This window comes from Pandoraea communis (assembly GCF_902459745.1).
GTDB classification, from domain to species: Bacteria; Pseudomonadota; Gammaproteobacteria; order Burkholderiales; family Burkholderiaceae; genus Pandoraea; species Pandoraea communis.
Genome location: NZ_CABPSJ010000001.1, coordinates 1350360 through 1371236, shown reverse-complemented (window position 1 = coordinate 1371236; position 20877 = coordinate 1350360). Strand labels below are relative to the sequence as shown.

Here is a 20877-nt window from a genome sequence, read left to right as displayed (position 1 = left end):
GGCTTATCGGATGGTGTCGTACATCTTCGTGATCTGCTGCCCGATCATGCCGTACATCGAGCGCGACACATCGCGGATATCGGCACTCGACGAATCGATTCGCTGACGCAGCCGATCGTTGGTGCGACGCGTCTCGTCAGTGAGCGACATCTCGAATTCGCCGAGCACGTCGTTGTCGCGACCGGCGAGTGATTCGTCGTTCGACACGATATCGAACGGCGACTTCACGAACTGGCTGAAACCTTTCGTCGTCTCGCCGACCGCAGTGCCAACCGTTCTCAGTTTGCCGAGTTCACCGCCGAAACCCGCCGCCCCGGAGCCGACACCGCCTACCAGCGAGAACGTCCCCGAAACGATTCCTCCGATGGCCGAATGCAGGCCTGCGGAATAGTGCGACTGGTTGGCCTTGTACTTCTCCGAGCGTGCCGTCAAACCGCGCTCGAAAACCATCGCGTCATGACGCGTGCGATACGATTGATCGGTATTGCGCTCGGCAATTCGCATGGCGAGAAACAGTGCGATGAGCGTTTGCGCGGACTGAAGCCCATCGACCTTCTCCCGGATACGCGGCAACACTTGCGAATCTTCGCCGCCAGACGCGGCACGTTGTTGGGCTTCGAGGGTTGCGATGTCCGTCTGACGATGCGCCGAAGACGTCGAATTCAATGCAGTAATCATGTCGTCACTCCGTACGTAGAAGGCACGACGGATGCCGTGCCTGATGAATCAGCACTCACTCACGCTCTTGCGAGCGAGGCTGCAATTCGGATGCGCATCTCGCCGGTCTTCTGCACCTGCTCACCCATCGATACGGCAATGTCGCTCTGCTGTCCCACGAGCGTTTCCATGGACTTCGCGGTGCGCTTCTTGTCATCGCCGTTTATTTGCATGAGCATTTGCAGCCACATCATGTCGACGGCAAGGTCGCGAGCTTCCAGTTGCAGTTTCGCGCGCTGTACGCCGACGATTCCCTGCCCAAGGGCACTGGCTCCGGAGAACACGCCGCGCACGGCACTTGAGAGCGACCACGAACCGCGCGCCAGCGCGAAGTAGCCTTGCAAGTTCATACTCGACGTGAACGATTGGGTCAGCGTCTTGGCACTCACGGCCTTGCCGCGAGCGACCTGCTTCGCGGCGTTCTTCACAACCTTGTCGAAAGCGCGCGAGGCCATCTGCTCGACCATCTGCTGCGTGAACTGCTCGGCCATGCGATTGAAACCCGCTTTCGCCAGTCGGCGCGCGCCTTGTGTGCCGTTTTGCAGCAACGACCGGCCAACGCGCTTGCCAACCTCGTTGCCGATCACGAATCCGACCTCCGAGACCACGCGCGTCTTGATCGCGCCGATAGCAGCTTTGTCGCCCGACTTGACGGCCTGCTCCAACGCTTCGCTCGCGCCTGCCTTGAATACGCGACTCGCCGCCTTGGTGGTCGCACGCTTGGCGAGGAACCCGCCAATCGACGTACCAAAGCCGATGACCATGCCAAGCATCTGGAACGCCAACTGCGCATGCCCCCACTTGGTGGCTTCCTTCTCGTGGTAATCCGCGTTCTTCGGGTCGACCAGCGCCATCGTCTTGTGGAACGCCGCGCCGAGCCCGGCGATCCCCGCCCCCACATCGGCCACGCCGCCGGCAATCATCAGCGGGTTCATCGTGAGGATGCCCGTCACCACCTTGACCGCACCTACCACAACATCGACCGCCGCGATGAGCCAGTCGAACACCACGCCGAAGATGCCGCCCTTGCGCGCCTTGTTCGCATCTTCGGTCTTCGCGTCCATCTGCTCGCGATACTTCTTGATGTCCTCCTGACGCAGCTTCTCCTGCCGCACACCCAGCAACTCCAGCGCACGCTGCGTAGACTTCGCGGTGTCGCCCAATGCGTCCATCGCGAGCATCGAGGCCATCATGGCGAGCGTGGACGGATCGACATTCTCAAGGGCGGAGAGGTTCGCTTCGCCCTGCGGATTCGTCGAACGCAGCGCGTTTGCCGCGAGTCCGCTGCCTGCCGCGAAGAGATGGCCGAGCAGGCGGGCAAACGCCCCATCGGCCTCGCGCCAATCGGCGCCGGTCGACGTGTCCGGCGCGAAGTCCTCGGTGCGGAGCCAGTCGCTGCGCTCACGCCGTTTGCGCGTGGCATCGCCCGATTCGATCGCTTCGTCTGCCGTGTCGGCAGCGGATGCGTCGGTGACGCGGCTGTTCCAGGCCGGCACGTAGCCGGCCTGCGGGGAATGAATGACTGTCATAGGGTTTGAGGTTCCGAAGAGACATTCAGCGCGTCGCGCCGCGCACGGGCCGAGCGCGCCAGTGCGTCGTGCTCGGGCAGTTGGCCGCACACACGCAGCGTGGCGTCATAGGACTTGCGTGCGAATTCCCGGTTGCCCGTATGCTCGTAACTCATCCCGGCGAGATACGGCGGACGCGGATCGGATACGCGAATTACGCCTGCCTTCGCGAAACACGGCAGCGCCTGCTCGTGCTGCCCGAGCCGCTGGTAGCAGAGCCCGAGCCCGTACCAATCGTCGAACGACCATTGGTCGAGCGTGGCGAGCACGAAGTACACACGTTGCGCGGCCGCGATCTGTCCTTGAGCGAAACGCTGACCGGCGTGCGCACGAACGCGCGCCAGATCGTCCTCGTCGAGATCGGCCAGCATGCGCAGTGCGCCGCCGCTTTCGAAGAACTGCGAGAGGACGGCTTGCGCTTCGTCCGCGTCGAGTTCCGGCAGCGTGGCTTCCGGGGGCGTTGGCGTGCTCACGTGCGCATCGACCCGTTGATCTGGTTGAGCTGCGAGCCTTGCGAGCTGTAGATAGTGTTCACCAGCGTCGAGGCGCCGTTGTATTCCTGAAGCTTCTTGTTGATCTTGATCTGGTCGACCGTGCGGCTGTCGGACGCCTGCTCGGTGAAGCCCTCGGCGGCGGCTTTGAGCGAGCGCAGGTTGGCGGCCGAGTATTCGCCCGTGTAGGTCGTGTAGCCGCTCTCCCCGACCCGCTTGTCGCGCAACTCCCACTCCTTCATCGTCTTCTTCGTGCCGTCGGCGTACACGGTGATCTCGATGTTGTACTTGTCGAAGAATCCGCGAATGCCGTCACCGACCGCCACTTTCTTCGAGGTGTCCGAGCCGATGTCGTTGATCAGCGATTCGATCTGATTCGACACGTCGCGCGCCTCTTGCCCTTCCTTCTGGCGCCGCTGCATCTCCTGAATCATGTTTTGCGCTTCGCCGTTGTTCATCTCCATCATCAACATCGCGTATTGCGCGAGCGTTCCGTGAAAATCGAGCGAAATCTTGCGCCCCCCGACGTTGACGTCGCGCGTCAGACCGGACGACGGGTAAGCGAAGCTGGAGGTGGGCTGGATAGTCATCATGAGGTTGGATCCTGAAATAAGTGAAATCGAGGCCGGAAGGCGACCTGAAAGCAGTACCCGGTGGCACACGCCACCCCCTACAGGCTGTTCACGATCTTCTTCGTGACTTCGCCAAGTCGGGCGATCACCGCGTTGTAGAGCGTGAGGGTGTTGTCGTAGCTGGTAACGAAGCGCTTGAGCTGGATTTGCTCGCGCGTACTCGATGCGCCGTCGGTCAACGCCAGCGACTGGAGTTGCGACGCGAGGGCTTGCAGACTTGCGGCGTCAAACGGCGCGTCGGCGGCTTGCGGCGATACGAGTGCGTGCTCGACGGCGAAGTCGCGCAGCGTTTTCGGCAGCACTTCCTGCTTCGCGCCATCCGCAGCGCGCTTTGCCATCTCGCTTGCCAACGTCGCAAACCCGCTGGCTTCACGGGCGACGTTCACGCGAGTCTGTGCCGACGCGAGCCATGTATCGGCCATCGACTGCAATGTGCTCAGTCGATCGTGGGCGAGGCCCATCGTCGAGAGCAGCGGGTTCTGGGAGGCCGCGGGGCTCGCACCGATGGCGGAGGCGCCGTAGGGGTGGGTGGGCGACGACGCGCCGGAGATTCGATCGATCATGCGCAACCTCGTCTCAGGCGCACACGCGACGTACGGCGGCTGGCGCACGTTTCGCGGGAGAGGCCGGGGTGTCGTCGAGTGGCACGGGCGCATCGGCTCGCATCCGCTCGATGGTGTGCGCAAGCGCGGCGGTCATGCGGCGAATTTCGCGGTCGTCGCGCTGAAAGGCTTCGCTCTCGACGAGCGCCTCAAGACGCTTGAGCTTCTCGCGGGCGTCGGATGTGCCCGCCGCTTCGAGACGGGCGACTTCGTCGAGCACCGCTTGATACTCCTGCATCTGGCGGTGCAACTTGCGCCCGGCCAACTGCATTTCGGCACACGCGCGTTCGTACTGAACGAGAAGCTCGTCTGCCACACTGGTTTCCGGATCGGTGGATGCGGCAGACGGGAGAATCGGGTGTTGCAACGGGTCAGACATGAGAGCGCCTCCGTATGTTGCGGTCAGTCGTTCAAGACATAACGCATCGTACGAAGACGCTCGGTGCTCGCCTTTGCAAAGGCAGCATTCCCTTCCGGTATCACGCCGCGCTTCAGCGAATTCCCATCGCGCGGCGGATTCCCTCGTGGCGGATCACTCAGGCCACGCCGAAGCCGCCTCCTCCTGGCGTTTCGACGACGAAGATATCGCCCGGCTGCATCTGCGTACGTCCGATGTGTGCCAGAGCTTCGCGTGAGCCGTCCACCCGTTCGACATAGTTCGCGCCCAGCGCGCCAACGGCGCCGCCCTGTGCACCGAAAGGTGCATGAACGCGATTGTTGGAGAGAATCGACGCCGTCATCGGCGTGAGGAAACGAATACGCCGCACCGCGCCGTTACCGCCATGCCAACGCCCCGCGCCGCCCGACCCGGTGCGAATACGATGGCTCTCCAGCCGTACCGGATAGCGCCACTCCAGCACTTCCGGGTCGGTCAGACGCGAATTCGTCATGTGCGTCTGCACGGCATCTGCGCCGTGGAAGCCGTCGCCCGCACCGCTGCCGCCCGCGATGGTCTCGTAGTACTGATACGTCTCGTTGCCGAACGTGAAGTTGTTCATCGTGCCCTGACTCGACGCCACACGGCCCAGCGCACCGTAAAGTGCGTTGGTGATGGCAGACGATGTCTCCACATTGCCCGACACCACCGCCGCCGGGTAGACGGGGTTGAGCATCGAACCCTGCGGCACGATCACCGTCAGCGGTTTCAGACAGCCCGCATTGAGCGGAATGTCGTCGTCAACCAGCGTGCGGAAGACGTACAGGACGGCGGCCATGCACACGGCGCGCGGCGCGTTGAAGTTGTTAGGCAGTTGCGCCGACGTTCCCGTGAAATCGATGGTTGCCGTGTGGGTGGCGTGATCGACGCGAATGGCGACCTCGATCACCGCGCCGTTATCCAGTGCGTAGCGGTAATGCCCGTCGGCCAGCGCGCCGATCACACGTCGCACGGCGGCTTCGGCGTTGTCCTGCACATGCCCCATGTAGGCGAGCACGACGTCGCGCCCGAATTCGCTCACCATGCGGCGCAGTTCGTCCACGCCCTTCTGGTTCGCCGCCACCTGCGCCCGCAGGTCGGCCATGTTCTGGTCGACATTGCGTGCCGGATAGCGAGCACCGGCCAGCAGGTCGCGCGTCTCCCGATCACGCAGTTCGCCCGCCGCAACCAGTTGCCAGTTGTCGATCAGCACCCCCTCTTCTTCGACGTGCGTCGAGTCAGGCGGCATCGAGCCGGGCGTAATGCCGCCGATATCCGCATGATGGCCGCGCGAGCCGACATAGAAGAGGGGCTCGGTCGCATCCTCCTCATTGCTGCCCTCACCCGTCACGAACACCGGTGTAATCACCGTAACGTCAGGCAAGTGCGTGCCACCGTGATACGGATCGTTGAGCATGAAGACATCGCCCTCACGCATCGCACCGCGATTGCGTTCGATCACGGTCTTGATGCTCTCGCCCATCGACCCCAGATGCACCGGCATGTGCGGTGCATTGGCGATGAGGTTGCCATCGCGATCGAACAACGCGCAGGAGAAGTCCAGACGCTCTTTGATGTTGACCGAGTACGCCGTGTTCTGCAGACGCAACCCCATCTGCTCGGCAATCGACATGAAGAGATTGTTGAAAATCTCGAGGCGCACGGGATCGGCTTGCGTTGCCCCTTCGCCCGCCTCACGTTGCGTCTCACGTGGCACCACGCGCGTGAGCACGAGATTGCCCTGAGCGCTCATCTGGGCTTGCCAGCCCGGCTCGACCACGGTCGTGCCGCTCTTCTCGGCGACGATGGCGGGGCCATCGACGGTATCGCCGGCGAGCAGCGTGTCGCGGGCGAACAGCGCCGCTTCGTGCCACGCGCCGCCCGCGTACAGTTTCACGTGATCGACGACCTGCGGCGCACCCGACGTGCGCGTTTCAAGCGGGGCGATGTCGACCGGTGCGTCCGAGTGACCGATGGCTTCGACCGACGCCACTTCGACAATCAGCGCCGCGCCGTCCATCAGGAACGAGTAACGCTGGCGATAGGCGGATTCAAAGGCGGCGCGCATCTGTGCGACGTCGCCAAACGGCACGGCCAGCGCCGAATCGGTACCGGCGTAGCGCACATGAACCCGACGCACGGTCTCGATGCGCGACGGCGGCACGCCTTGCGACAACAACGCGCCTGCCGCCTCGTCCGCCAACGCGTCGAATGCGTCGTCAAGCGCGGCCAATCCTTCCTCCGACAGCGGCGCTTCGATCATGCGTTCGCGCATCGCCGTCTGATCCGCGAGACCCATGCCATACGCCGAGAGCACCCCGGCGAGCGGATGCGCGAAGACCCTGGTCATGCCGAGGGCATCGGCCACGCCACAGGCGTGTTGACCGCCCGCGCCGCCGAACGTCGTCAGCACATAGCGGCTCACGTCGTGGCCACGCTGCACCGAGATTTTCTTGATGGCGTTGGCCATGCTCCCGATCGCAATCTCGAGGAAGCCTTCGGCGAGCGCTTCGGGCGTCTGACGCCGGCCCGTTGCCCGTTCGATGTCATTGGCCAGTGCCGTGAACTTCGCGACAACCACATCCCGATCCAGCGGCTCGTTGGCATTCGGACCGAACACCTTCGGAAAGTGCGCCGGCTGAATCTTGCCGAGCATGACGTTGCAGTCGGTGACCGTGAGCGGCCCGCCGCGACGGTACGCCGCCGGCCCCGGATTCGCGCCCGCGGAATCCGGCCCCACGCGCAAACGCGTGCCGTCGAACGACAACACCGACCCGCCGCCTGCCGCCACCGTGTGAATGCTCATCATCGGCGCGCGCATGCGTACGCCCGCGACTTGCGTCTCGAACACGCGCTCGAACTCACCGTTGTAGTGCGACACGTCGGTCGACGTGCCCCCCATGTCGAAACCGATCACGCGCTCGAAGCCTGCCGCGCTCGATGCGCGCACCATACCGACGATACCGCCCGCCGGTCCTGACAAGATGGCGTCCTTGCCCTGAAAGTTATCGGCGCGCGTGAGGCCGCCGCTACTCTGCATGAATTGCAGATTGACGCCCGGCATCTCCTGCGCGACCTGCTCGACATAGCGGCGCAGAATCGGCGACAGATAGGCGTCGACGACGGTCGTGTCGCCGCGCGAGACGAGCTTCATGAGCGGCGAGACTTCGTGCGAGACGGAGACCTGCGTGAAGCCCAGCGCGCGTGCCATCGTCGCCAGCGCCTTTTCGTGCGCCTGATAGCGATACCCGTGCATCAGCACGATGGCGAGTGCGCGAACGCCCTTCGCATAGACCGCCTCGAGGGCGCTGCGCGCCGCATCGAGGTCTAGTTCGCGCACGACTTCCCCGTGCGCACCGACGCGCTCATCGACTTCCACCACGTGCGCATACAGCGCTTCCGGCAACGCGATGTCCAGATCGAACAGGCGCGGCCGATTCTGATACGCGATGCGCAGTGCGTCGCGAAAGCCCTGCGTCGTCACCAGCGCGAGCGGCTCGCCTTTGCGTTCGAGTAGCGCATTGGTCGCGACGGTCGTACCCATCTTCACCATGTCGACCTGTGCGGGCGTGATCGGCTCGCCCGGCGCCAGATCCAGCAGGTGACGAATACCCGCGACGGCGGCGTCGCGATACTGCTCCGGGTTCTCGGAGAGCAGCTTGTGCGTGACGAGCGCGCCGTCCGGGCGGCGAGCCACGATGTCGGTAAAGGTACCGCCACGGTCAATCCAGAACTGCCAGCGCGAAGGTGTCTGATGCGCAGGCGCGCGATTTTGGTCGGAGGGCGTGAGAGCGTTCGTCATGGAGTTACTCGCAAAGCAAGGGTCAAACGAGAATCGAAGGGGGTGACGGTGCAGAGATACCGTCGTCATTCATGTTGGCGCGAGGCGCACGTCTCCCGGCACGGGGCCCGCCCAACATCGTCGGACGGGGCCTCGCACTCACGGTTTTCGTTACCGGGGAGCGTTAGTGAAGCGTCTGATGAAATGTCATCGGACGCGGCAGCGACGGCTGCCGCGGTAGTTCATCGGCACACACCTCGCGGTGTCATGACGCGCGCGTCTCGAGCGATTCGAGTTCGCGGCCGCGCGTCTCGGGCAAGGTGAGCGCCGCGAGGATGAGCACGCCGTAGGCGAACGCTGCGAAGATGCCGATGGTCGGACCCAGGCCGTATTGCTTCGAGAGCATGCCGATCAGGAACGGGAAGAGCGCACCGACGGCACGGCCGACGTTGTAGCAAAAGCCCTGTCCGGAACCGCGCACCCGCGTCGGGAACAGTTCGGTCAGGAAGGCGCCCATGCCGCTGAAGATGCCCGACGCGAAGAAGCCAAGCGGGAAACCGAGCCAGAACATTGCGCTGTCGGTCAGGGGCAGCGACGTGTACGAGAACGCGATCACCATCGATCCCACAGCGAACAGGATGAAGTTCGGCTTGCGGCCCAGCCGGTCGGTCAAATACGAACTGACCAGATAGCCGACCCACGAGCCGAAGATGATCATCGCGAGATAGCCGCCGGTGCCCATCACCGTGAGATGGCGCTCCGTCTTCAGATACGTCGGCAGCCACGTCGTAATGGCGTAGTAGCCACCTTGCGCCCCCGTGGTCAGCAGCGCGGCGCGAATCGTCGTCGAGAGCAGTGCCGGGCTGAAAATGGCAGCCAGGCCCGGTGCGTCTTCCGACTTCTGTTTGGCCTTCTCGTTGCGGTACACCTCGGGCTCTTGCACATAGCGACGGATGAAGAGCACGAGCAGCGCCGGCAGCAGGCCGATCAGGAACAGGGCACGCCAGGCCATCTCGGCGGGCAGCAGCGAGAACAGCACAGAGTAGAGAATCGCCGTCAGACCCCAACCGATGGCCCAGCCCGATTGCACCAGACCAACGGCCTTGCCTCGATCACGCGCGCGGATGACTTCACCGATAAGCACGGCGCCTGCCGTCCATTCGCCGCCGAAGCCGAAGCCCATGAGCGCACGCGCGGCCAGCAACTGGTGGTAGTTCTGCGCAAGGCCGCAAAGCCCTGTGAAGACGGCAAACCACAGGACGGTGAGTTGCAGCGTGCGAACGCGTCCGATGCGATCCGACAGAATACCGGCCACCCAGCCGCCCAGCGCCGAAGCGAGTAGCGTGAGCGTGCCGATGAAGCCGGCGTCCGCGAGGCTGATGCCCCACGTGGCAACCAGCGTCGGGATGACGAAGCTCAGCATTTGGGTGTCCATGCCGTCGAGCATGTAACCGACCTTGCAGCTCCAGAAGGCGCGTTTTTCGCGCGGTGCGGCGTCGCCGTACCAACCGAACAGGCTGCCGCTAGCCTCGGGAGGGGCAGACGAGGCCGGTGCGGCGGGCGGCGCGAGAGGGGTTTTGCTTTCCATGAGAAATAAGACTCCGGTGATGTCCTGACTTGCGTGTGATGTCGACAAATCCGCACATGCGGTGTGCGTGTGGGATCGGCGGCGAGCCAACCCTCGCTGGCCGCCTCCCGTCTTGGCGCGATACGGGGAGAGACTTCCGCTCCCTAACGCGGTGATTGCCTGCTGCGCCCTTTTGCTTCGGCCCGGGTCGCGGCCTCGTGCGACGGCTTGATTTCCGATGCGCGGCGGCGCTTTGTTACGGGGAAGACGCGTTATGCACCCTCGCCTGCCGAGTGGTTCCCGACCCGCCGCCCCAGTGGCCGGACTCGTCTTACCTGGTTAGAACACGGCGAGCGACGCGTTCGGAATATCCGTAACAAGCATGTAGCCGGGCCGATGTGCAATGGCGAGCGGGAGCTTGGCTTCCATGAGCGCCGTCTGGGGCGTCACACCGCAGGCCCAATACACCGGCAACTCGCCGTCGCGAATGGTGACCGCATCGCCGAACTCGGGCTTGGCCAAATCTTCGATGCCCAGCGCCGACGGGTCGCCGATATGGATCGGCGCCCCATGCACGCCGGGGAAGCGGCTCGTGATCTGCACGGCACGAATGGCGTCGGCCCCCTTCATCGGTCGCATCGACACGACCAGTTCGCCGCCGAATTTTCCAGCGCGCTGATTCGCGATCTTGGTGCGGTACATCGGCACGTTGCAGCCCTCTTCCACATGACGCAGCGGGATACCCGCCTTGGCCAGCATGTCTTCGAACGAGAACGAGCAACCGATAGCGAAAACGACGAAATCGCTTTGCCAGTACTCGGCGAGGTTATCCACCTGCTTGGTGAGCTTGCCTTCACGGTAGATGTTGTAGCCCGGTACGTCGGCGCGAATGTCTACCTCGCGGCCCAGCGCCGGTACATGCCACTGCCCCGGCTCGCCCACGCCCAGCAGCGGGCAAGCCTTTGGATTGCTCTGGCAAAAGCGCAGAAAGTCGTGCGCATACGCCATCGGCAGAATAGCCAGATTGGCCTGCGCGAAGTCGCCGCAGTAACCGGCGGTCGGCCCGCGGAATTGCCCGCTGCGAACGGCCTGACGGAATTCAAAGGGCGTGATCGTGTCGCGTTGCGAGAGGAAATCGTTCGGCATGGCTCGGTGGTTCATGGCAGCTCTGGCGTCGGAGAAGAAATGCCGTTGCGGCATCGGATGGGGAAAGCATAGAAAGAAAAAAAAGTTGTCGCTAACGAGTTTTTATACGCGTCACCGTATAGAATTTCTTAACAACTTCACGGGTTTTCCCGAAGTTCGTTGCATTTCTTTTCATTGCACCGTTGGGCGTTTTGGGCACGCTCCCGTCTTGGTCCCGACACGCCGAGTCATATGAACACACGCTTTCTCGAAACCTTCGTCACGCTGGCCAAGCTGCGCAACTTTCGCGCGACGGCTGCGGCGCTGCACGCGACGCCCGCGGCGATCTCGCAACGGCTCAAAGTGTTGGAAGAGGAGTTGAAAACCGCACTCGTCGACCGCGACAGCCGTGAGTTCCGGCTCACCCCGAACGGCGAATACCTGCTGGGTTATGCGAAGGCGGTCGTGGAGGCGGCGCGGCGTCTGCAAACGGCCGCGTCGGGCGAGAGCACGATGCGCGGACGGTTGCGTCTCGGCGTGATCGAGACCGTTGTCCATAGCTGGCTGCCGCACTATTTGCGGCGATTGGCGGCCGACTACCCCACGTTGGAAGTCGAGTTGACGGTCGACGTCTCGGTGCAGTTGCAGCGACGCCTGATTGCCGACGAACTCGACCTCATCATCCGCGTGGAGGGCAGCGACGACAGCAGCGTGGTGTGCGACGCACTTGCCAATTACCCGGTGCACTGGATCGCGCGCACGGGCATGTTTCCGAACTCACGCAGCAGCCTGGCGAAGCAGGTGCTGCAACATCCGATCCTCACTTACGGGCGCGGCACGGCGCCGCATCGTGCGCTAGAGGACATTGTGGAGAAGCTGGCGGGCGTGCACGGCGTGCCGCTCTCGGAGACGCGCATCACCGGCTCGCCGTCGATTGCCGTGATCGTGCAGTTGGTTCGCGACGGGTTCGGGGTCGCGGCGATTCCGCGTCTGTTCGTCGACGATCTGATTGCGAGCGGAGAAGTCGCGGAGCTGCCGTTGCAGCCGGCGCCGCCGTCCATCGTGGTGTCGATGTCGCGGCGCGCCGACGCGCCGCTCTTCGTTCACGGTGCCGCGACCGCAGCGCGCACCGCTTGCGCCGAGTACTGCCGCAAAAGCGACCGCCGGCTGGTGGAATTGCTGTAACGGGCGGCTCAGCGGAAGTGCGCGAGCCGCGTGAGGAACGTGTAGTCCGCCTCGGCAGCCATCAGCCCCATCAACACCAGCAGTGCCAGCGGCGGAATCAGGATCGCATAGACGAGCGCGAGACGCTCCCAGCGCATGTGCATGAACACCGCCACGATAAGCCCCGCCTTGGCCACCATCAGCGCGAGTATCAGCCCCCAGCGCAGATAGCCTTGCAGGTTGGCATAGTCGACCAGATACGACAGCGTCGAGAGCACGAACAGCAGCCCCCATACCTTGAGGTAGATGCCGACCGAGTGCTGTTGCCCCTTCGCGTCTGCCCCGGTAACGGCCGTGTGCACAACCGGTGTTGTCGTGGATTCCATCGCGCCTCCTACCAGAGATAAAACAGCGCAAAGATAAACACCCAGACGAGATCTACGAAGTGCCAGTAAAGGCCCGCGATCTCGACGAGTTGATAGTTATCGCGCCGCTCGAGCGTACCGTTGAGCACTTTGCGCATCACCGTGAGCAGATAGATGACGCCCGCACTCACGTGCAGCCCGTGAAAGCCGGTAATCATGAAGAAGCACGCACCGAACTGCGCCGCGCCCATCGCATTGCCCCAGGGCCGGATGCCTTCGTGAACGATCAGGTTGGTCCACTCGAATGCCTGCATGCCGACGAAAGCGATGCCGAGATACGCCGTGGCGAGAATGCAGGCCGCCGTCTTGTCGCGGTCGCGGCGGTATGCGAAGTTCACCGCCATCGCCATGCTGCCGCTGCTGCTGATGAGCACGAAGGTCATGATGGCGATGAGCAGCAACGGCACCGGATGACCGTTCACGTTGAGCGCGAAGATCTCTGCCGGGTTCGGCCACGCGGCGGTCGTCGATATGCGCACCGTCATGTAGCCGATGAGGAAGCTGCTGAACACGAACGTGTCCGAGAGCAGGAAGATCCACATCATCGCCTTGCCCCACGGCACGTGGAACGCGGCCCGGTCTCCCGACCAGTCGGTGACAACACCGCGCCAGCCGTCAGGCGGCGGCGCAGCGCGGGGAACGGCAGACGATGACGTATTCACGATGCAACTCCTCGTGCCATGGCAAACGCATCACATCACGGACTCAACCCGCCGGTGCCGCACAAGCGCTGCGCGATCTCCGGTGTGAGGTTGACGATCGCGGCGAACAGCACGACCCACAGCACGAACAGAAAGTGCCAGTACTGCGCCGTCAGCGACAGGCGGCGGGCGCGCGTGGCGGACGTGAAGCGGCGCGGTATCGGACATGCCCACGCCACCAGCCCGCCGATCAGATGCAATGCGTGCAGACCTGTCAGCAGAAAAAAGAAGCTGTTCGCAGGATTGCCGGACACCCCGTAGCGGTGCGCCACCAGATCGCGCCAGACCCACAGTTGGCCCGCAACGAAGGCGAGCGCCAGCACGCCCGCGAGACCCCAGTCGCGCCGCGAGCGCCGCCATTCGCCGCGCCGGGCCTGCGAGGCCGACGACTGCATCACGATGCACGCGGCGCCCAGCAAGCCCGTGGTGACCCACAACGCGTTGACGGGTGGCAGCGCACGCCAGTCCCCGAGACTCATGCGCATCACGTAAGCGACGAGCATTAACGAGAACAGCATGCCGATCACGCCCATAAGCCACCAGAGCGCGATCTGCGACGCCGCGCGGCGGCGCGGCGGTGCGACGGGCACGCCTCCCGAGGGCATCGGCGGCCAGGACGGCGCGGGTCTCATGATGTAGCTCCCTTGGGCGACTCGGGTGAACCAGGCGAATCCGGTGGAGACGGCGGCAACGGCGGGGGGATGTCGCGGCGAGGCAGCGCCGCCGAATCGCCGTACACGAGCGTGGCCGGCCGGCGAGGGTCGGGCGCGAGGTTCTGCGGCACGAAGTCGTCGATATCGCCCGGCACGCTGTACTCGTAGGGCCAGCGATAGGCCACTGGCAGCACCGGCCCCCAATTGCCGTGAACCGGCGGCACGTCGGGCGTCTGCCATTCGAGCGAAGCGGCACGCCACGGATTCGCGCCCGCCGGTTTGCCGTGGCGCAGACTCCAGGCCAGATTGAACAGGAACAGGAACTGACCGGTGGCGACAATAAACGCCGCCACCGAAATGTAGGCGTTCATCGTGTGCGCCGATTCGGGAATGAAGCTGTAGTTCTGGAACTCGTAGTAGCGACGCGGCATGCCGAGCACGCCGAGGTAGTGCATCGGGAAGAAGATCGCGTAGGTGCCGAGAAACGTGATCCAGAAATGCCATTGGCCGAGACGATCGTTCAGTCGCTTGCCGGTGATCAGCGGATACCAGTGATAGATGCCGCCGAAGATCACCAGCAGCGGCGAGACGCCCATCACCATGTGAAAGTGAGCGACGACGAAGTAGGTATTCGACAACGGCATGTCCACGCTGACGTTGCCGAGGAAGAGTCCGGTAAGCCCGCCGATCACGAAGGTGCTGATGAAGCCGATGGCAAACAGCATCGGCACCGTGAGGTGAATGTCGCCGCGCCACAGCGTGAGCACCCAGTTGTAGACCTTGATGGCAGTCGGGATCGCGATGATGAGTGTGGTTGTCGCGAAGAAGAAGCCGAAATAGGGATTCATGCCGCTGATGAACATGTGGTGCGCCCAGACGACGACCGAGAGCACGCCGATGGCGAGAATCGCCCAGACCATCATGCGGTAGCCGAAGATGTTCTTGCGCGCATGCACACTGATGAGATCCGAGACGATGCCGAACGCGGGCAACGCGACGATGTACACCTCAGGATGGCCGAAGAACCAGAACAGATGCTGGAACAGCAGCGGGCTGCCGCCGCGATAGTCGAGCGGCTGCCCCATCGACACGATGGCCGGCATGAAGAAGCTCGTATGCAGGGTCTTGTCGAGCAGCATCATCACGGCGGAGACAAACAACGCGGGGAACGCGAGGAGTGCCAGCACCGTTGCCATCACGATGCCCCAGACCGTGAGCGGCATGCGCAGCAACGTCATGCCCTCGGTGCGCGCTTGCAGCACCGTCGTGACGTAATTCAGGCCCCCCATCGTCGCTGCCACGATGAAGATCGCCAGCGAGACGAGCATCAGCACGATGCCCCATTCGGTACCCGGCGTGCCCGGCAGGATCGCTTGCGGGGGATAAAGCGTCCAGCCCGCGCCTGTCGGGCCGCCCGGTACGAAGAAGCTCACCATCAGCACGATGACCGCCAGCAGGTAAACCCAGTAACTGAGCATGTTCAGGAACGGGAAGACCATGTCGCGCGCGCCGACCATCAGCGGGATCAGGTAATTGCCGAAGCCGCCGAGGAAAAGTGCCGTGAGCAGATAGATCACCATGATCATGCCGTGCATGGTGACGTACTGATAGTAGTGATTGGCGTCGATGAAGGAGAACTTGCCGGGGAAGCCCAGTTGCATGCGCATGAGGTTCGAGAGCACGAGCCCCACGAGGCCGACCGCGATGGCCGTGCACGCGTATTGCACCGCGATCACCTTGTGATCCTGACTCCAGACGTATTTCGTCCAGAAATCGTAGGAACCGCCGGGGTGTGCGCCGGCATGGGCAGCGCTGTCGGAACTGTCGGGATCTCCGGTCATGAGATGTCTCCCTGTGTTGTTGTGGGTGCGGTGGCTTCTCTCGGTTTCGTATTCCGGTGCGGCTTCTCAACGTTGCTTCTTGGTGATGCTTCTCAGCGTTGCCTGTCGGTATCGCCTCGGTCAGGTGTTTTGCCGCCTACGGGGCAGGCCGGATCATCGGCACACTCGGCTGTGACGGGCCCGACGACGGGTTACCGGACTGCCGTGGCGGGATCGCCAGCGGCGGTGCGTTGGTATTCGGGTCGTTCTGCAACGGCAGGCCGGCCGTCCCTCCCTGTCGGCGGGCGGGTTGCGACGGTCGCTGCGTACCGGCATACGGCGACGCGGAGGGCGTCAGCGGCGCGAACTGGACCGGTGGGCGGGGGGTTTGCACAGCGTCCTGCGCCAATTGAATGGTAGGCGCAGGCGTCTGCGGGGCCGCCTGCACGGACGTCGACACGAGGATGGAAGCGACAGCGGTAACAGCGGCGGTATGAAGCATGCGTGCCGGCCTATTGGCGGTAGAGACGGACATAGGGGGCGTGGTGGCCTGCGCAGCAACAGGTGCGGCGGGCGAAGACGCCGGGGTAGCCGGCTGCGCCGGTGTCAGCCCGGGCGACGCCGCAGTGCTTAATGTCTTGATGTAAGCGATGAGCGCCTTTAGCTCGTCGTCGGTCAAATCGAGCTTCGGCATGATCGGTGCGAAGCCTTTGGGCACGCGAGCGGTTGGATTGCGAATGAAAGCGGAAAGGTACGCCTCGTCGACGTGTGCCGAACTGCCGTCCTGAAACGTCTCCGTCTTGCCGAACAGGCCGTGCCAAGTGGGTCCGACACCGGGCGCGCCGTCGACGGTGTGGCAACTGGCACATCCCTTGGCCTGCGCCAGCAACTTCCCTTTGGCGGCGAGCGGGTCAAGCATCGCCGCGCCCGCATGTTGTGCTTGCAGTGCAGCAAATGTGGGCAGTTTGGCGACCCAGGCATCGTAGGCGGGCTTGTCGTCGACGACGACCACGCCACGCATGTTCGCATGCCCCACGCCGCAGAGTTGGGCGCAAAGGATGTCGAAACGTCCGGTGCGCGTGGGGGTGAGCCACATTTGCGTGACCATGCCGGGCACCATGTTCATCCGCGTGCGGAACGGCGGGACGTAAAAATCGTGCAGGACGTCTTTTGCGCGCAGCAGCAATTTCACAGGCTCGCCGACGAGCAGATGGAGTTCCGGGGCGTCGACGATGCGATTGTCCTGATTCGCAGGGTCCTTGGGATTGAGGCCGAGCGGGTTCTCGGCGGTGACATAGCTGGGGTCGGAAGCGCCGAGACGGCCGTCCGGACCGGGCAGGCGAAAGCGCCACTGCCACTGTTGACCGACAACCTCGACGACGCGCGCATTGGCGGGGGGATCGATGAGCTTGGCATAGACGAACAGGCCGGGCGCGAGCATGGCGGCAATGCCAACGGTGGTAATGCCGATCAGCCAGCCTTCGAGACGCCGGTTATGCGGCTCGTAGGCGGCCCGATGACCGTCGCGATGGCGATAGCGGAAGATCGCCCAGGCGACGAAGAGATTCACGACAACGAAGGCTACGCCGGTGATGATCAGCGTAATGGTGAGGGTGTCGTCCATCTGGCGCCAGTTCGACGCCAGCGGGGTCAGCCACCACGGGCTCCAGAAGTGGAAGGCGAGCGCGGCGGCGACAATGACGATCAGGAGGATCGGGAGGGCCATGGCGCGCAGTGATACCAATGCGCGCGGACGCCAAAGTGCACGCCCGCCCGGCGTTTGCCGTACGAATCGTCTTGCACGATGCCGACCTCCTTGTTGTCTATCCTCCTTGCGCACCCCGCATTCGTGGCGCAATCGCTCCTCTGTGGAGCATGCACCATGAGCTTGGTGTCATTAAGGCTAGACGCTCATGCGCGCCTGTCAAGTTCTCAGCAAGCGACGTCGGTGCTGCGCCGCAACAATTCACTGCTGCCTGCGCCTCACAGGAGCAATACAATCAAGGGCGTAGCCTGGGAAGACGGTGCGCTAGAACCGTGAATTCGAATTCGCGCCATATTGCCATCCAACGCACGAGAACCGATCGTTTACCTCTCGGCGTTGACGGCTTGTGTGCCATTACCGTTCTCGACCAGTCCATAGACTTCGATGGTCGCGCAGCCCCTCCGGTAAAGTGGACTCGCCGGCCACATTCCCCCGCCAGCGGCGATCCATCAGGGGTTCGTACCACCGGCCTTCCTGCCATCGATACGATGCAAGACGGGCGGTGCGCTTACCGAGTCGAGTTCGGCCCCAGTGGCCAGCGCGATCGACATGAGCAGATCGCGTGTTGCGCCCGAATCCCGACGGTCCAGCCCGTACTCCAAACGGTTCATGAGGTTCACCAAGCGCTCGCCGACGATGCAAGGCTCGTTCGCCTTCATGATCTTGGGATGAGATGTCCCCTCCGCATTGCTGCTTGCTATCAGCAGTTCTTCGTAGAGTTTTTCGCCCGGACGTAGACCTGTGACCTCGATTTCGATATCACCGTCAGGGCAATCTGCGTCGCACACGGTGTGCCCTGCAAGACGAATCATGTTGCGCGCCAAGTCGATGATCTTCACGGGTTCGCCCATATTGAGGAGGAAGACTTCTCCGCCCTGCGCCATGCTGCCCGCCTGAATCACCAGCTCGACGGCCTCGTGAATCGACATGAAATATCGTGTGACGTCTTCATGGGTCACCGTCACGGGCCCGCCGTTCTGAATCTGCTCCTTGAACAGCGGAATCACCGACCCGCTCGACCCCAGCACATTGCCGAAGCGCACTGCGCAGAAACGCTGTCCCGTGCCGCGTTCGGCAGCAGTACGCGCGGCATCCTGCACCACCAGTTCGGCCCAGCGCTTGGTTGCACCCATCACATTCGTCGGCCGTACTGCCTTGTCCGTCGAAATCAGGACAAATGTTTCCACACCCGCCGCCAATGCGCTTTGCGCCAGCGCACGCGTGCCAAGCACGTTATTTCGAGTGCCCTCGATGACGTTGGCCTCCACCAGCGGCACATGCTTATGCGCCGCGGCGTGGTAGACCGTCTGAATGCGATTGTCTTCGATCAGGCGTCGCATGAGCGCCTCGTCCGTCACCGACCCGAGGCAAGCCTGTACCGGGATATCCACAAGACCGCGGATATGCCGCTCAATCTGATAAAGCGCATGTTCGCTCGATTCGACGAGCACCATGCGCGAAGGGTTCTGCAAAGCAATCTGCCGGCAGAGTTCCGAGCCGATCGACCCTCCGGCGCCTGAGACAAGCACGCGCTTGTCAGTAATACTGCGTCCGAGCAAAGACGGGTCGGCTGCGACCGGATCGCGTCCGAGCAGATCACCGATGTTCACTTCGCGCACCATATTCACCAGGTGGCGGCCACTCGCAATATCAACGAGCGCGGGCAAGATACGCACGTGCACCCGATGCCGCTCCAGCAAAGCCACGACTTCCCGGCGTCGAGCTGCCGACACCGACGGAAGCGTCACGATGACATCGTGAATACCGAACTGGTCGATCAGTGACCGCAAACGCTTCGGCGAGTAGACGCGAACCCCCGCGACGTCGGTGCCGTGCAGGCGCGGATCGTCGTCCAGGAAACCCGCCGGCAATAATTCCTTGCCTTGCCGCAACGATGCCGCCAGTTGGCGCCCAGCCGCGCCAGCGCCGTAAATCATCACCTGGCGCCCGCGAAAGCGCTCCTTGACCGGCTTCCAAAGTACCCAGCGCGCAAGAAACCGGCTGCCACCCAGCAGAATGAATCCGATCATCCAGTACATCAGCGGCACGGACCGGGGCATGCCCTCGTATCCGGTCATCGATGTCAGAAACGCCAACCCGGTCCAGCACAGCGCCGCCAGTGTCATAGCCCGTGCGGCAGCCCACAGCGCGTACTCCCCCACGTAGCGAATGATCGAACGGTACAGCCCGAAGACAACGAAAAACGGCAGCGCAAGCAAAGGCGCCGCCGCCAAAAGCAGTACTTGCCGGGAATTCGGTACGAAGAAATCTCCGAGACGGATCGAGTATGCCGCCCATCCCGCGAACGTCATCAGTACGATGTCCGTCACCAACATTAGCACCTGTTTGTACGGCCTCGGCATGCTCGTCAGGTGCGAACTGAAAATTTTACGCATGGTCAGGCCTCCCGGCACCGAGTTTGCTCCCCGTAACGACCAACGGAGCGTAAGCGGCCACAAGGCACGCCCAGCTTGCCTCAGGCCATGCCAACGATAGCCAAGCTAGCGGCAGCAACCAGAAAACATTCAATCCCACGAACAGAAGCGTGACACGTTTATGGGAGCCCCAGCGCCTCGAGAGTCGCTGGTACGCGTGGCTTCGATGAGCCTGCGACCATCGCTGCCCCGACGCCATCCGCCGTACCAGCGTCACGGTTGCATCCGCGACGAATGCTGCGGCGAGAATCGCCCAGGCCGAATAGGTCATCCATCCGGCACGGGTGCTGATCAGAACCAGACCGAACATGACGAACGCCAGATAAGTGCTGCCCACGTCCCCCATGAAAATCTTCGCAGGCGGCCAATTCATGCAGAGGAATCCGAACGACGCCGCCGCCAGCGCGATCATCCATTGCCAGACCGGCGTGCCAGACAAGTCGGGTTGTACATACACACCGAGTGCAGCCGCGCCGAGCAGCATGAAAATGCATTGCGTCGCAGCAATGCCGTCGATGCCATCCATGAAATTAAACAGATTGATCCACCATACATTGGCGATCGTCAGCGGCACCGCTAACCAAAGTCCCGGGATGACCCATTGCGCGCTCAGCGGCAACGCAGCCGGCGACCAATACAGCCAGATCAACGCACCGCTTGCCAGCAACTGCACGGCGAAACGGAGTTTTGCGGACACTTGTGCAACGTCGTCCCAGAAACCGACAACTGCGATCAGCAACGACAGAAGCGTCAGCCCCTGGCGGATTTCACCGTCTCCCACCCAGACGGCGGTGGCGACACCAGCCAGCACAATGCCCACCCCCCCGCCCTGTGGCGTAGGCCGTGCATGCGACGAGCGGTGGTTCGGCGCTTGCACGAGGTGCAAGCGAACCGCATGACGCCGCAAGAATACGGCGGCAACCCACGCAACTCCCGCGGCAAACAACCATAAAAATAGTCCGTGAAGCGTCATCACTCTTCTTCCAGGCATCGAGCCGGTAACGGGTGTCAGCGCT

The 20877-nt window shown here is 63.2% G+C and carries 16 protein-coding genes and 1 pseudogene; 1 reads left to right on the top strand and 16 read right to left on the bottom strand.

From position 1 onward, the window contains the following. Positions 1-3: 3 nt before the first annotated feature. The 9 genes from PCO31110_RS06170 to PCO31110_RS06130 all read right to left on the bottom strand — a co-directional run bounded on the left by PCO31110_RS06170 (position 4) and on the right by PCO31110_RS06130 (position 10886). Positions 4-678: a hypothetical protein gene (locus tag PCO31110_RS06170; protein ID WP_150689855.1), complete on the bottom strand. Its 675-nt coding sequence runs from the start codon at positions 676-678 to the stop codon at positions 4-6. Positions 679-737: 59 nt separating this feature from the next. Next, positions 738-2246 (bottom strand): type III secretion system translocon subunit SseC family protein, encoded by a 1509-nt coding sequence (gene sctE, locus PCO31110_RS06165; protein ID WP_150689854.1) that lies wholly within the window; start codon positions 2244-2246, stop codon positions 738-740. Beyond that, positions 2243-2758: a tetratricopeptide repeat protein gene (locus PCO31110_RS06160; protein WP_010807599.1), complete on the bottom strand. Its 516-nt coding sequence runs from the start codon at positions 2756-2758 to the stop codon at positions 2243-2245. The genes sctE and PCO31110_RS06160 overlap by 4 nt, the downstream gene beginning before the upstream one ends. Next, on the bottom strand, positions 2755-3369 hold the full coding sequence (locus PCO31110_RS06155; RefSeq protein WP_150689853.1) for a hypothetical protein: 615 nt from the start codon (positions 3367-3369) through the stop codon (positions 2755-2757). Before PCO31110_RS06155 ends, PCO31110_RS06160 begins: the two co-directional genes overlap by 4 nt. A gap of 77 nt (positions 3370-3446) precedes the next feature. Next, positions 3447-3971, bottom strand: coding sequence for a hypothetical protein (locus PCO31110_RS06150; RefSeq protein ID WP_150689852.1), 525 nt, complete (start codon positions 3969-3971; stop codon positions 3447-3449). 13 nt (positions 3972-3984) lie between these two features. Continuing rightward, positions 3985-4389 (bottom strand): hypothetical protein, encoded by a 405-nt coding sequence (locus tag PCO31110_RS06145; RefSeq protein WP_150689851.1) that lies wholly within the window; start codon positions 4387-4389, stop codon positions 3985-3987. 157 nt (positions 4390-4546) lie between these two features. After that, positions 4547-8227 carry a hydantoinase B/oxoprolinase family protein gene (locus PCO31110_RS06140; RefSeq protein WP_150689850.1) on the bottom strand — a complete coding sequence of 1227 codons (3681 nt, stop codon included), beginning with the start codon at positions 8225-8227 and terminating at the stop codon, positions 4547-4549. A 244-nt stretch (positions 8228-8471) separates the two neighbouring features. Next, positions 8472-9794 (bottom strand): MFS transporter, encoded by a 1323-nt coding sequence (locus PCO31110_RS06135; protein WP_150689849.1) that lies wholly within the window; start codon positions 9792-9794, stop codon positions 8472-8474. A 318-nt stretch (positions 9795-10112) separates the two neighbouring features. Then, the gene (locus tag PCO31110_RS06130; RefSeq protein WP_036664227.1) at positions 10113-10886 is read right to left on the bottom strand and encodes a putative hydro-lyase; all 774 of its coding nucleotides are present in this window, start codon (positions 10884-10886) and stop codon (positions 10113-10115) included. A gap of 264 nt (positions 10887-11150) precedes the next feature. Here PCO31110_RS06130 and PCO31110_RS06125 point away from each other — a divergent pair, with 264 nt between their 5' ends. Then, a complete protein-coding gene (locus tag PCO31110_RS06125) occupies positions 11151-12083 on the top strand; it encodes a LysR family transcriptional regulator (RefSeq protein ID WP_010807606.1) in 933 nt (310 codons plus the stop codon). Between the two features lie 8 nt (positions 12084-12091). Here PCO31110_RS06125 and PCO31110_RS06120 read toward each other — a convergent pair whose 3' ends face one another. The 7 genes and pseudogenes from PCO31110_RS06120 to PCO31110_RS06090 form a co-directional block, all read right to left on the bottom strand. Further along, positions 12092-12448, bottom strand: a complete 357-nt coding sequence (locus PCO31110_RS06120; protein ID WP_150689848.1) for a cytochrome C oxidase subunit IV family protein — start codon at positions 12446-12448, stop codon at positions 12092-12094. An 8-nt stretch (positions 12449-12456) separates the two neighbouring features. Further along, complete coding sequence (locus tag PCO31110_RS06115) at positions 12457-13149, bottom strand: heme-copper oxidase subunit III family protein (protein WP_010807608.1); 693 nt, start codon at positions 13147-13149, stop codon at positions 12457-12459. A gap of 35 nt (positions 13150-13184) precedes the next feature. After that, positions 13185-13820, bottom strand: coding sequence for a cytochrome c oxidase subunit 3 (locus tag PCO31110_RS06110; protein ID WP_150689847.1), 636 nt, complete (start codon positions 13818-13820; stop codon positions 13185-13187). Beyond that, positions 13817-15682: a cytochrome c oxidase subunit I gene (ctaD, locus tag PCO31110_RS06105; protein WP_010807610.1), complete on the bottom strand. Its 1866-nt coding sequence runs from the start codon at positions 15680-15682 to the stop codon at positions 13817-13819. Before ctaD ends, PCO31110_RS06110 begins: the two co-directional genes overlap by 4 nt. A gap of 592 nt (positions 15683-16274) precedes the next feature. Further along, positions 16275-17387: pseudogene (locus PCO31110_RS06100) on the bottom strand (cytochrome c oxidase subunit II); the annotation flags it as partial. Positions 17388-17875: 488 nt separating this feature from the next. Further along, entirely contained in the window at positions 17876-19822 is a 1947-nt protein-coding gene (locus tag PCO31110_RS06095) for a polysaccharide biosynthesis protein (protein ID WP_150689845.1), read from the bottom strand. Continuing rightward, the gene (locus PCO31110_RS06090; protein WP_246189759.1) at positions 19815-20738 is read right to left on the bottom strand and encodes an MraY family glycosyltransferase; all 924 of its coding nucleotides are present in this window, start codon (positions 20736-20738) and stop codon (positions 19815-19817) included. Before PCO31110_RS06090 ends, PCO31110_RS06095 begins: the two co-directional genes overlap by 8 nt. Positions 20739-20877: the final 139 nt, after the last annotated feature.